Source organism: Kitasatospora sp. NEAU-CNBT7, assembly GCF_057220535.1.
Genome location: NZ_JBXQQB010000068.1, coordinates 1 through 12,689, shown reverse-complemented (window position 1 = coordinate 12,689; position 12,689 = coordinate 1). Strand labels below are relative to the sequence as shown.

The following is a 12,689-nucleotide window of genomic DNA, read 5'->3' as shown; positions in this document are numbered from 1 at the left end:
GTCGCCCGTTTGTGGGTACGGAGGTATTCGGGCTGACTCGCGTGTCGTGTGCATGGTGGGGTCGGGGTATGGAACGGATGCCGTACTCAACAGACTTGTCCGACGGGCAGTGGGCCTTGATCGAGCCGCTGGTCACCGCCTGGAAGCAGGAGCGGGTGTCGCGGTCGGCGACCGGGGATCCGGGCTCCTGTGACTTGCGCGAGGTCGTGAACGCGCTGCTGTACCAGAACCGGACGGGGTGCCAGTGGCGGCTCCTGCCGCACGACTTACCGGCCTGGTCGGCAGTGTTCTACTACTTCACCCTGTGGCGCCAGGACGGCCTTGACCAGCGGATCCAGGAGATCCTGCGCTGCCAGGTGCGGGAGCGGGCCAGACGATTAGAGGACCCGTCCCTGGTGATCATCGACACCCAGTCCGTCCGCGTGGCGGCCGGGGTGCCGAAGGGGACGACGGGGCTGGACGCGAACAAGAAGACGCCCGGGAGGAAGCGGGGACTGGCCGTCGACGTGCTGGGCCTGATCATCGGCGTGGTCGTCCTGGCCGCGAGCGCGCACGACAACGAGGCCGGTATCGCCCTGCTGGACCAGGCGGACGAGCGGTGCGGGATGCGTCTGGAAAAGGCCCTGGTCGACCAGGGCTTCAAGGATGCCGTGATCATCCACGGGGCGGTGAAGGACATCACCGTCGAGGTGGTCCGGCGCAACCCCGACGACGTGGGCAAGGGGTTCGTTCCGCAACCGAAGCGGTGGGTGGTCGAGCAGGTCAACGGCACCCTCATGCTCCACCGGCGCCTTGCCCGCGACTACGACCACCGGCTCGACAACGCCGCCTCCCGCGTCTACTGGGCCGCCACCGCCGGCATGCTCCGCCGCCTCACCGCCCCCAGCCCTGCCTGGCGCGACGACGTCGAGCTGGCAGCATGAACGTCACCGAACTCCTGCGGCTGTTGCAGGCCGAACACGACGAGGCCGCCACACGCGCCGACTACCTGCGCGAACAGATTGACCAACTCACCGGTGCACTGGCCGAGGTAGAGGCCCGCCTCGCCGAGATCGCCACCGCCGGCAAGGTCATCGACGGCCTCGCCCTGCCCGACCACGAGCCGGCCCCTGCGGAGACCGCCACCGTCTACCAGCGCATCGTGACCGCCTTCAACGAGCATCCCGGGCGGGTCTTCCGGGTTCGCGACCTACACGAACTCCTCGGCCTGCCCACCAACGAGCCCTCGATCAACGCCACCCGCTCCCGCCTGGGACGACTCGTTCGTCAGGGACTCCTCGACCAACCCGGACGCGGCCGCTACCAGAAACGGACTTAACGTCCTCTCAGGTGTCGAGCCCCTCGAGGCCCGCCCCACCTGCGCAGTTCGCGGATGCACCATGCAGCGGAGCGTCGCCCTGCTCTGCACCTCACACCGACAGCTCTGGGAACGCGACCGGCGGGCCGGGAACACGGCACTCGACCAGGCCGGGTGGATCGAACAGGCCGCGCCGTTCCAGCGGACGAACCAGTTCTCCCTGCTCAGCCTGGACGAGACGGTCCGCTGGGAGGTCCGCTACGGCCTTCAGAAACGAACCGAGCGCGGCGGCGTGATCGAGCCCACCGCGGTCCGGCACATGATCCGCGGCCTGGTCGGGCACACCAGCATGCTCACCCTCGACGCCACCACCACGGCCGCGGAGATGCACAAACGCGGCAACAACTGCGTCGCCCACTTCCGCGAGATCCTCCGGACCGTCCGCGCCGCAACGCTGGAGTTCCGCGGCGTCGCCCCCACCGAGGCGGACATCTGGGACCTGGCCACCGTTGGACTGCGGTCGCGCACCCGCACCGGCCGGCGCGAGCAGAGCGCGACGGTCGACCTCACCGCGATCCGCCAGATCTGGCTGCGCGAACTCTTGAAGCGCTGGGGCGAAGTCACGAAACCGGAAAACAACGACTTCGTGCGCATGCTGCGGGCCTGCCTGACCGCCTCCGATGCCCTGCACGCGCGGCCCGGCGGCGGCCAGACGCTGGCCGACCTGCGCTACGTCGACATGCAGGCCGTTTTCACAGCGATGTGCAACCTTCGCCGCGCCGACGGCGGACTGCTGAATCGCCACGGCCGGAGCATCTTCTTCAGTATCTTCAACTCGATCCTCGACTTCGGCCGCACCGCCGACCTATTGCCCGAGCTGCCCGCCAGCTTCATGCGCCACCCCTCGATGGTGGTTCCCCCTGACGAGACCACTGAGGACGCGGCCGGCCAGGCCATCCCCGAACCGGTCATCGCCCAGCTCGACGCGAACCTGGCCGGCATCGGGGCAGGCGTCACCTACGGCGACCTGGCCCCCGAGGACATCCACCTGATGCTCGCCACCGCCTACACCGTCCTGCGGGACACCGGCCGCCGCCCCGTCGAGGTCACCAGCCTGCGGCGGAGCTGCCTGGAAGTCACCGACGACGGCGACGTGCTCATCTGGGACAACCACAAGAAGCGCCGCTACGGGCGCAAATTGCCCATCGCCAGCGAGACAGCGGAAGCGATCCGCCGCTGGCAGGCCCTCCGCGAGCTGATCCCGGCACCGGCCCCCAGCAAGGACTACCTGTTCCCCGCGATCACCCACCGCAGCGGTGTCCGACACATGGAGCCCGGCTACTTGGGCACCTACCTGCGCGAGTGGGTCAAAGCCATCCCCGAGCTCGTCAGCGACCAGCTCGACCACGCCGGAAACCGCCTCCCGTTCAACCGCTCGCTGATCTTCCCCTACGCGTTCCGCCACTCCTACGCGCAACGGCATGCCGACGCCGGAGTGTCCGTCGACGTCCTGAAAGAGCTGATGGACCACCGGTCCATCGTCACCACCATGGGCTACTACGACGTCTCGATGAAGCGAAAGCGCGAGGCCGTCCAGACTATGCGCCTGCACGTGGTGGACCGCTCCGGCCGCCCGGCGCCCTTCGCCACCGACCTGGCCTACGAGGCCCGCTCCGTCGCGGTCCCCTTCGGCAACTGCACCGAGCCGTCCAACATCAAGGCCGGCGGCAAAAGCTGCCCCCTGCGGTTCCAATGCGCCGGCTGCGGTTTCTACCGACCCGACCCGTCCTACCTGCTCGCGATCGAGGAACACCTCAACGCGCTCCGCGCCGACCGCGAGACCGCCAAGGCCATGGACGCAGACGACTTCGTGGTCCGCAACCTCACCGACCAGATCACCGCCTTCACCGGAATCCTCGACAACATGCGCGAGCAACTCGCCAGCATGACCGCGCAGGAGCGGTCGGAAGTCGAGGAGGCCAGCGCGGTCCTGCGGAAGGTCCGCGCGACCCAGGAGCACAAGCTCCTGCCCCTGACGGTGATCCGCCCCGCCAAGGACGAAGATGCCCACTGACAGCGCCTCAACGGCCCCTGCAGATGTCCTCAGGGCTGCCCGGCGACGCGACAGCCTCGCCAAGCGCGGACGCGTCCTGAGCACCATCGACACCATGCTCAAGGACGGCGAGCCCGTCACGTTCGCCGCCGTCGCCAAACGAGCCGAGGTGTCCACCTGGCTCGCCTACGCACCCGGCGTCCGCGAGCACATCGAGCAGGCGCGCACGCAACAGGAGAAGGCATCGTCCCGGAACCTGGACTCCGGCCGAATCGTCAGCCCCTCCAGCACCCGCACCGACCTCCTCCTCGCTCGCGAGGAGATCCGCCGGCTCCGCGAAGAAGTCCGCAGCCTTCGCGAGGGCATGCGGCTCCAGCTCGGCCGCGAGCTGGACCACCTCGGCAGCCACGATCTGCGCGATCGCCTCGACGAGCTCACCCAGGAGAACCACCGCCTGGCCGCCGAAGCCCGCGAAACCCAGAGCGAGAACAGAACCCTCACCGACCGGGTCCGAGCACTGGAAGACGATCTCGCCGGAGCCAGGACCAGCCTCAGGCGCATGATGCGCGAGCAGAACTGACTGCCCCTGGCAGCACCCGAGCCACGACGACCAGGGACTCTGGAAGCATTCGCGCATGGAATTCGAACTCGCACCGCCCACGGGCATCGGTGCCCTGGCCATCGGCATGCCCCACACGGCAGCCGACCAGGCGCTCGCCTCGTTCCGCGACCCGTCAGCGATCTCAGAATCGGACCAGCCCGGCAGGTTCGTCTTCCGTCCCAGCGATCTGATGGTCAGCATTCACTGCTCGCGCGGCGAGCTCGAAGCGATCGAGCTGGGCCGACCCGCCGACGGCCGGGACACCGTCCGATTCCGCGGTGTCGACATCTTCGGCCTGCCCGCGGCCGAGGTGGTCACCCGGATGCGAGGACTCACGACGATCACCGAGGCCGAGGACGACCCGGCCTCTTTCGTCGCACCCGACCTCCTCCTAAGCTTCTGGCGCCCCTTCGAGGCCGACGATGCACCCGACGAAGAGCAGGGCTACTACTTCAGTTCGGTCCTCCTGGCCCGCCCCGGCTACTACGACACCCCTGCGGAAGCCGCCGCCAGGCTTCTCGCGGCTGGACGTCAGGAACCATGAACCGCCTCAAGGCAACTCCCGATACGAGAACGTCCCTTACGTCCCTCAAGCCGCCGCAAAGCTCTGACCTGCACCGCAGGCACTTTCACCCGAGATAATGATCGTGCCCAGCACTGTGGTCACGTACAAAATCCGGACCCGGTCCTTCGCGTACTCCCGCACCGGGCTGTCCGGCCGGCGCTGTACCCCCGCGTGCGGCTCGTACGCCAGCCGGTTGACGTGTGGATCCAGACGGGCCAGCGTCTCGTCGTCCATGGCGGCGATCTGCTGCTCGGCGACCCCGTGAAAGATCACCTGGGCGCGGCGGCCACCGGAGTGCTTAGGCGACACGCTGCTCCGCATCCTCGATCGGAGGCAGACCTCGCTCGGCCCGGATGTCGTCCCAGGACCGGCCGGAGGCAAGGTCGAGCCCGTGCTCGGCGAGCTCCAGGAGTACGTACGCAGCCTTCGGGTCGGTCTCCAGTTCGTCCCGGGCCTCGGCGCGCAGCGCTTCGGCTTCCTGTGGGTCGAAGGTGATTCGCACGGTTCCTCCATCGCGTCGGCGGGCGGCCCGTTCTGAGGCTAGCGCAGCCATGGGGGCCTCCGGCAGGGGAACGGCGAAGTCAGCCCGGAGCCGCAGTCGCTGCCGCCTGCCGGATCCTCCCCCCTGACCTCCCCTCCCGCCGGTGATCCAGGACCTGCGGCGCGCCGTTCAGGCGCTCGGGTTCGAGGGCACCGTGAGTGCCGGCAGACCTTCCTGTCTCCTTCGTGGCCGGCCAACCATCCGTCCCGATCACACCGCAGATTCAACACCTCGGCCGCACCCCCACCGGGCGCCTGCGCCATCCCGTCCGGCGAGGCTAGCGCGGCTCCGAGTCGTACCGAGCTCCCCGCCGCGGCGAGCGCCCGTGCGGCGTTCGCCGGGGCGGGGTTCGGTGCCGGTGCCGGCCCCGGTGAGGTCGGCGACGACGGTGGCGAACTTCGCGGGGGTCAGAATGCGGGTGCCGAGTTCCTCGGCGTTTGCCCGCTTGGAGCCGACCTTATTCCCGGTGGCCGGCAGGGCGGTGCGCTTGGACACCGAGGAGGAGGCCTCGCCGACGGCCCGCTCGATCAGCTCATTGAGCGCGCCTACGAGCGGGCTTACCCGGGCGCCCTGGCCGCGCTCGGCATCCCCCAGGGGACGGGCACACCGGCGGGTTGGCCGGCCTGTGGCTGGGTCCCACGTGCCGGACACTGGTGGGGGGCTCCAGCCCGGTATGGATGCGTACGGGCCGACGGAGTGGGTCGTGGGTTGCTTCATCGGAGTCAGTCCAGGTCAGGTGTCAACTTCCCTCAGCAGTGGTCAGGTTCGACATCTTCGGTTGCGGTCAGCGGGCGAGGCCGACGGTGATGTTGTCGTTCGGGCAGGCAGTTGCGAGGTCGGTGAGGGCCCGGGCTCAGGGGCGTCGGTGGTGAGGTTCCAGCGGTCTTGATGGTGGCCTGGTCGTCGAGGTAAATACAGCGGTAGGAGAGGGCCAGGGGTGCCAGTCGGCGGGGTCCTTGTCGGCCACGGTGAGGCAGTCGTCTCGCGCAGCGGCACGGTGATGTTCCGGCCGGCCTCCCGATGCGTGGCGGTGAAAGGTGCGCCCGCCGGTCGGCAGTGCTCGCTGGCGCGGCGGCGGTCAGCAGCATGGCCGCCGCCGCGGTGGCGGCTGCGAGGGTGAGGGCGGTTCGCACGTGGCGCCGCTGCCTCGTCGGCGACGTGTCGTGGACCTTCTTTCGGCAGAAGTGGTCTTGATGACCCGTCAGGTGGCGGGAGCCCGTGTGCGTAGGAGTCGTACCGGCACGGTCCGCCGGGGGTGTGTAGGCCGTTCCACCCGGCATGAGGGGTGCGGTGGCCCGCCGGTCGAGGGTCTTCAGTGGTGCACGAGGTGGTCCTCGGGCCGCCGTTCGCGGAGGCCGTGCTGGAGGTGGATTGACCTCGGTTCGAGGACATGGCTCGTGGGTGGCGGGCGGCAAGCCGCTGGCACCTGAGCAGGCTCGCCCGCCGGTCACGGGACGCACGTCTCACCCTGCCGGGCGCCACCACGCCCCCCGGGGCCACCGGCGCACCTAGAGCCCGTGGGGCGCCCGCCGGAAAGCGCAAATGCCGGGCGGCGGCACGGCCGGGCCGCCGCCCGGGTGCCAGCCGGATGGTCAGCCGGCCGTCGTGGTGGCGGTGTACAGGCCGCGCCCGGTGCGCTGCACCTGGCCGGATTTGGTGAGGCGTTCCAGACGGGCGCGGAGGGCGTTGAGGTTCGACCCGACGTCGTTCAGGCCGAGCGCGGTCGCGACCTCGCGAGCCCTCAGCGGCGTGGCGGCCGCCGACAGTACCGCGAGGACTCCGGCAGCATCGGTAAGGCCCTGGCGGCGGTCGGGCTCCGTGCGCCTTCTCCGGCCATCGGTGGCCGGGGTAGGGGCGGGTCTGTCGGCCGGTCCGGCCTGCGCGGCGGCGGAGGCCTTCGTACCCGCGGGGGCGGACCTTCCGCTCTTCGCTTCCTTCCTGCCGGCGGCCTTCCTGACGGTGGTCTTCCGGGCCGTGCCTGCGGCCCGGCCCGGGGCCGGTGCCTCACCGGCCAGCACAGCCGCCCGGCGGGTGGTCTTCTTCGTGGACTTCGGGTCCGGTGCGGAGGCCTTCCCCGCAGTGCCGGTCAGGGGCTTCGCAGTCTTCTTCGTCCCGCGTTTGGCCGCGGCGCTGTCCCGGGCCGGCTTCTGATCTGCCGGCACCGTCGTGGCGGGGGTGGGTGCCGTGTTCTGTTCCGTCCCTGGCCCGGTGGGAGTCTTCGCCGCCGCGGTCTTCCTGATGGAAGCCATCGTCGTGTCGGGTGAGGCGGCATCGGCGGCCGCCGTGGCCGGGGAGCTCTTCCTTCCGGCCGAGGCCTTGCGTGCGGTGGCGCGTGTGCGGGCGGGACGTGCCGCCACAAGTTCGAGTGCGGCGTCCGCGGTGGCTTGCTCGCCAGCTGCGGGGCCGGCCTGCGCGTCGGCGGTGCCGAGGCCCACGGGCGCCGTCTCCGCCTGCGTGTCCGCCGACGGTGTGGGTGTCGTAGCAGTGGAGGTGTTGTCCTCGCCGTAGTGGCCGAGCGGAATGTCGACGAGGGCCGCGAGCCCTTCCAACACGCTTACCATGGAGCTCTCCTGCGCGGTCACTGCCGCGAGCTGCTCCTCCAACAGGCGGCGCCGCTCCCGCACCGCGGGCAACTGCCCCTCCAGCAGGGCGACCGTCGATCCCACACCGCTGTCCGCACCGAACGTGCTCGTACTGGGGTTTGTCACAATCACTCCCACCCGGTCGTCAATCACCGCTTCTTGCAGCCGGATGTACGGCCCCGAGCCAAGATTCCCTGTGCTTTGTCGGAAATCCCACCCATCCGCCGTGGCGGGACAGTCAGTCCCCGCCCACCCTGCACCCCGCGACGGAAGGATGCCCGGACGCCGCCCTGCAGGACGAGCAGCCCCCCGGGGCGGCGCCGTCGGCTCTGTCAGAGTTGTGCAACAATCCGAAGACCCGTTGCGTCCCGCGCCTCGGTGGCTGGCCTGTGCCTCTCGGCTGTGCTGCAACCCCTGAACACCGGGGCCCAGCGATGACGCCCCTGCCCCTGCCCCTGCCGCCCGCCCGGCGGCAGCGCAGCGTGCACCACGTCCTGGACTGGGAAGACTCACCCGGAACTCGGTCTCGGCCACAGCAGATGACCGAGACCGGTTCTCGAGTTGATCAGGGCCCTGGCCCAGCGGATCCTGCAGGAGCTGATCGAGGCCGAGGCGACCGCCCGGATCGGCGCGGAGCCGGGCGAGCGAACCGAGGCCCGCACCACGTGGCGCAACGGCCACCGCGACAAGACCCTGACCACACAGGCCGGTGACCTGGACCTGGCCATCCCCAAGGTCCGCACCGGTAGCTTCTTCTCCAGCCTGCTGGAGCGCCGGCGCCGGATCGACCAGGCTCTCTACGCGGTCATCATGGAGGCCTACGTCCTGGGCGTGTCGACCCGCTCGGTCGACGACCTGGTCAAGGCCCTCGGCGCGGACACCGGCATCTCCAAGAGCGAGGTCTCCCGGATCTGCGCGGACCTGGACGAACAGCTCACCGACTTCCGCACCCGGTCCCTCGGCCACACGCGCTTCCCCTACGTCTACCTCGACGCCACCTACTGCAAGGCGCGGGTGAACCACCAGATCGTTTCCCGGGCCGTGGTCGTCGCGACCGGCATCACCGAGGACGGCGGCCGCGAGGTCCTCGGCCTGATGGTCGGCGACAGCGAGAGCGAGGCGTTCTGGGCGGAGTTCCTGCGCTCCCTGCGCGAGCGCGGCCTGACCGGCGTCCGCCTCGTCATCGGCGATCACCGCAGCGGCTTGGTCAAGGCGATCCGCAAGGTCATGCTCGGCGCCGCCTACCAGCGCTGCCGCGTTCACTTCCTGCGGAACGCCTTCGTGATCATCCCGAAGGAGGCCGGCGAGATGGTCGCCGCGACCATCCGCACAGTCTTCGCCCAGCCCGGCCAGGCCGCGGTCCGGGCCCAGCTCGATGCCGTCGCCGACATGCTCGGCAAGCAGTTCCCCAAGGTCAGCCAGATGCTGCTGAAGGCCAAGGACGACCTGACCGCCTTCGCGGCCTTTCCCCGATCGACATTGGAAGAAGATCCAGTCCACCAACCCGCTGGAGCGGATCAATCACGAGATCAAACGCCGGACCGACGTCGTCCAGGTCTTCCCGAACGATGACGCGCTCCTGCGGTTGGTCACCGCCCGTGCTCTTCGAGATGCACGACGAATGGATCGCCTTCCCCCGCCGATACCTGCCCGAGGGCAGCATGGAGAAGACCTACCCCGACAACCCTGGCCGGGTCGAACTCCCGCCCACTTCATGACCGTTGCCGTACGACCACTACACCACTTCACGGGACACGACCCTCCTGCCTTGCCAGTGCGGCCCGGACCGCCGCCCCAGGCGCCCGGGTCTCGTGCCGCGCAGCGTGCCGCCCATCTCCGACAGCGAATCGGACGATTGCGGCCTGCCGGCCCGGTACCGGATCACCTCGGCCGTGAACTCCCGGGCTGCTGATCCGGGTCACGGTCTACTCCATAACCGGGCCCTGTGGTTGCGTTCAGTCGTGTGCGGTGAGCGGGGGCGCGTCGGCCTGGTCGAGGACGTGGTCGATGACGTCCAGGAGCGGGGGCAGGTCATGGGGCCAGTCGCTGGTGAGAGCCATGGCGAGGGCAGTGCGGGCGGCGGCGGCGAGCGTGACGGCGGCGGTGAGATCGCCGATGCCGAGGTGCTGGCCCTGCTGGGGTGCGAGGAGGGATCCTGCGGGGCCGAGATGGGGGTCCAGGTGAGAGGTCAGGACGATGCGTTCCTCGTCGGAGAGGCCGGCCAGGCGGCGGCCGAATGCCATCAGGACGAAGGTGACGGCCTCGGCCGTGCCGGTGAGGGCGTCACCGACCTCGGAGCGGGGGCGGCGCGAGGCGAGCGCTGAAAGCCACAGTCCGGCCCGGGCCCCGCGTTCGGCCGCCGCCCTCAGCACCGCCTGGCGCCTGCCGGTCCTGGCGTCGGGTGATCCCGGACCGGGAGGGGTGAGACGGGGGACGGGGCCGAACCGGGTGTGCAGGGCGGGGCGCTGGGAAGATGGGGTGCTCATGGCGGTGATTTTTCCCGGCCCGGCGGTTGCGCGCCCCGCGCCGGTCGGGTCGGCACCCGTTCGGCCGACAAGCCCACGCGCACCGGGTCCGGTACGGGCGGGCCCGCTGCCAGGGGCACCGCAGCCCGTTGGCCGTCACTGCACGAGGCCGATGCTGGCCACCGCTCTGCCGCTACACCGTTGCTGCGCCGCCCGGCGCCGAGTCCTCGGCCGGGTACCGCCGATCCGGGCGGGATCCGGATTGTTCTGTGCGAGGCAAAACTGTGAGATCAACCCTGTGGTCGCGCCGCCGGGGCGGTGGCTCCGCCGTCTGAGGGCTTCCGGAGCCACCGGTGGGGCGCCTTCAGCCGGGCCGCTCCGAGCCAGCGGCGGCGCTGCCCCTGGGAGTGCCGGTGACAGGGTGCTCTCAGATCAGAGGGCGGCTCCAGACAGGGCATCGGGGTTCGTGTAGGCGAAGCCTTCGCCGTCCAGGGTCCGGCCGATGCGGGTGACCGTGCAGCAGGCTGCCCGGGGGAGGACGGCCGCCGGCACTGGTCCTGACGCGCAAGGGCCCGTTGAGGTGAAGGCCCGTATCCGGGCGGGTGCCGGCCGGGGCCCCGGGTGCGGCGGCGGTGGCGGCGGTGCGACATGTGGGGGAGCGTGCCCGCGTTCGGCCGGGTCCGGCGCCGGATACCGGTTCCACGCTCTGGGTCGGACGGGCGTCGGTGAACCGTTCGGGTGATACACGCAGGTCCGGGTCGAGCCTCGTCGCGCTGGTCCGCCTCCCGGGCGGGGTTGTATCGATTACGGCGGCGGGGGCGGGCTGGTGTTCCTGCGCCGTCTGGAACGCCATATTCCGTTTGCGGTGGTGATGTGTCAGTGGGTGGACATCGCGGGGTGGTGGAGCCTGATCATGGCAGTATCCCCGGTGGCACCCCGGTCCTTCATTGCCTGCGGGGTGCCGGTCCGGCCGGCTGTCCTGGCGAGGTCACCGGCCGGACCGGGCCGCAGCGCTGCCGGACGAACTGGGCGCGGTACGGGCAGAGGCAACCATTGGTGTCGTCGACCTCCCGTCCGAGGAACAGCTACCCGAATAGTCGCTCGCCCGAGCCGGGAACCGGGGCATTTTTCATACTGAATCGGCAGTCTTTCAAAATATTCACCTGCAGCCTGAGTCGCGGACTCCCCGCCTGAGACCGCGTTTGAGATCTGACATGGGACCATCGGTCGGTGACTCGACTTGTGAACCGTGACCGCTCTCTTGAGGGGCTTGAGCGCGACCGCTGGTCGGCCCCGTCGGGCGGCGAGACCCGGCTGATGGCGACCGTGCGTGAGTTTCGGCGCAAGCCGATCGGCGGCCTGACGGTCGAGGACATGCGGTTGCTGATCCGGCAGGACGTGGGGCCTTACCTATCTCCTACCCCTGGCGGTGGAAGTCCTCCGGGGCGACCCACTGGCAGAAGGCGACATGTACGAAGGCGATCTGCTGGCAGTCGTACTCACCAGGAGTGCAGAGGTCTGGAACGAGTTCCCCGAACTCGGGCGGGAGGTCCGCGTAATCGTCTCGGAGCTGGCCAAGGTGCCGCCAGCCCTGAAACACGAGGTCGAGGGGTTCCTGGCTCGGTAGCCCGCCAACAGCAGCTGCCGCCGGCGAGCGGCCAGGGCCGCCTGTCTACGAGGGCTGCCGAACGAGCGGTCGCGGGCCGGGACGCATCGCAGGACGGCCTCGGGTGAGTCGCCGGACCATGATGCCGATCATCGCCCAGCGGATCATGGTCTCGGAGTGGGCCGGGCTGGTCTCGTAGTCCCGGGCGGGACGACGGTGGGCGGTGAGCCAGGAGAAGGTGCGCTCGACCGCCCACCGCTTGGGCCGGACCTGGAAGCCGCGCTGGTCGGGGTCCTTGCGGACAATCTCCAGGTCGCGACCGAGGATCTGTGCGGCCCACTCGACCAGGCGGCCGGCGAAGCCCTGGTCGGCCCAGACCTTCCGGACACCGGGGTGGTCGAGCCTGGTCCACAGCAGGGGCCGTTTCGCGCCGTCGCGGTCCTGGATGCCCGCCGCGACGACGTGGACGGCCAGGAGCAGGCCGAGGGTGTCGGTGACGATGAACCGCTTGCGGCCTTTCACTTTCTTGCCAGCGTCGAAGCCCCTGGTGGCAGCGGGGACGGTGTCGGCGGTGCGGACGGACTGCGAGTCGATCAGTCCGGCGCTCGGCTCCGCGTCGCGGCCGTCGGCTTCGCGGACCTTGCCGCGCAGGGCATCGTGGATGCGCTCGACGGTGCCGTCGTCGTGCCACCACGTGAAGTACCAGTACACCGTCGGCCACGGCGCGAAGTCCTTCGGCAGCTGCCGCCAGGCACACCCGGTCCGCACCACGTAGAAGATCGCGTCCACGATCCGCCGCCGCGGATGCTTCTCCCGCCGGCCACCCTTCGGACCCACCCGCGCCGGCGGGAGCAACGGCTCCACCAGCGCCCACTGCTCGTCCGTCAGGTCCGACGGATACCCACCCCCAACACCGCTCACAGAGGGCTCAACGAACGCCTCGGCAACGGGACACGGCAGATCTCAAACGCGGTCTGAG

11 protein-coding genes and 1 pseudogene are annotated in these 12,689 nt (G+C 70.0%); 7 read left to right on the top strand and 5 right to left on the bottom strand.

Translation table 11 applies throughout. The features are described 5' to 3' along the window. Positions 1 to 68 precede the first annotated feature (68 nt). From AC2TEW_RS37230 to AC2TEW_RS37210, 5 genes are all read left to right on the top strand, one after another. On the top strand, positions 69 to 923 hold the full coding sequence (locus tag AC2TEW_RS37230) for an IS5 family transposase (protein ID WP_484627669.1): 855 nt from the start codon (positions 69 to 71) through the stop codon (positions 921 to 923). Then, a complete protein-coding gene (locus tag AC2TEW_RS37225; protein WP_484627668.1) occupies positions 920 to 1,318 on the top strand; it encodes a type IV toxin-antitoxin system AbiEi family antitoxin domain-containing protein in 399 nt (132 codons plus the stop codon). Before AC2TEW_RS37230 ends, AC2TEW_RS37225 begins: the two co-directional genes overlap by 4 nt. Before the next feature lie 61 nt (positions 1,319 to 1,379). Continuing rightward, positions 1,380 to 3,371, top strand: coding sequence for a tyrosine-type recombinase/integrase (locus AC2TEW_RS37220; protein WP_484627667.1), 1,992 nt, complete (start codon positions 1,380 to 1,382; stop codon positions 3,369 to 3,371). Beyond that, a complete protein-coding gene (locus AC2TEW_RS37215; RefSeq protein WP_484627666.1) occupies positions 3,361 to 3,930 on the top strand; it encodes a DUF6262 family protein in 570 nt (189 codons plus the stop codon). Before AC2TEW_RS37220 ends, AC2TEW_RS37215 begins: the two co-directional genes overlap by 11 nt. A gap of 55 nt (positions 3,931 to 3,985) precedes the next feature. Then, the gene (locus AC2TEW_RS37210) at positions 3,986 to 4,495 is read left to right on the top strand and encodes a hypothetical protein (protein ID WP_484627665.1); all 510 of its coding nucleotides are present in this window, start codon (positions 3,986 to 3,988) and stop codon (positions 4,493 to 4,495) included. Positions 4,496 to 4,540: 45 nt separating this feature from the next. Here AC2TEW_RS37210 and AC2TEW_RS37205 read toward each other — a convergent pair whose 3' ends face one another. The 3 genes from AC2TEW_RS37205 to AC2TEW_RS37195 form a co-directional block, all read right to left on the bottom strand. Next, complete coding sequence (locus AC2TEW_RS37205) at positions 4,541 to 4,825, bottom strand: hypothetical protein (RefSeq protein WP_484627664.1); 285 nt, start codon at positions 4,823 to 4,825, stop codon at positions 4,541 to 4,543. Then, positions 4,815 to 5,018, bottom strand: coding sequence for a hypothetical protein (locus AC2TEW_RS37200; RefSeq protein WP_484627663.1), 204 nt, complete (start codon positions 5,016 to 5,018; stop codon positions 4,815 to 4,817). Before AC2TEW_RS37200 ends, AC2TEW_RS37205 begins: the two co-directional genes overlap by 11 nt. A 1,631-nt stretch (positions 5,019 to 6,649) precedes the next feature. Next, positions 6,650 to 7,792, bottom strand: coding sequence for a hypothetical protein (locus AC2TEW_RS37195; RefSeq protein WP_484627662.1), 1,143 nt, complete (start codon positions 7,790 to 7,792; stop codon positions 6,650 to 6,652). 408 nt (positions 7,793 to 8,200) lie between these two features. Between AC2TEW_RS37195 and AC2TEW_RS37190 the strand changes: the two are divergent. After that, positions 8,201 to 9,357 (top strand): annotated as a pseudogene (locus tag AC2TEW_RS37190) (IS256 family transposase). A gap of 237 nt (positions 9,358 to 9,594) precedes the next feature. Here the strand turns inward: AC2TEW_RS37190 and AC2TEW_RS37185 are convergent. Next, on the bottom strand, positions 9,595 to 10,125 hold the full coding sequence (locus AC2TEW_RS37185) for a hypothetical protein (protein WP_484627661.1): 531 nt from the start codon (positions 10,123 to 10,125) through the stop codon (positions 9,595 to 9,597). Positions 10,126 to 11,533: 1,408 nt separating this feature from the next. On the opposite strand from AC2TEW_RS37185, the gene AC2TEW_RS37180 reads away from it, so the two are divergent. After that, positions 11,534 to 11,731, top strand: coding sequence for a contact-dependent growth inhibition system immunity protein (locus tag AC2TEW_RS37180; protein ID WP_484627660.1), 198 nt, complete (start codon positions 11,534 to 11,536; stop codon positions 11,729 to 11,731). Between the two features lie 45 nt (positions 11,732 to 11,776). On the opposite strand, the gene AC2TEW_RS37175 is transcribed toward AC2TEW_RS37180, so the two are convergent. Beyond that, positions 11,777 to 12,631, bottom strand: a complete 855-nt coding sequence (locus tag AC2TEW_RS37175) for an IS5 family transposase (protein WP_484627659.1) — start codon at positions 12,629 to 12,631, stop codon at positions 11,777 to 11,779. Positions 12,632 to 12,689: the final 58 nt, after the last annotated feature.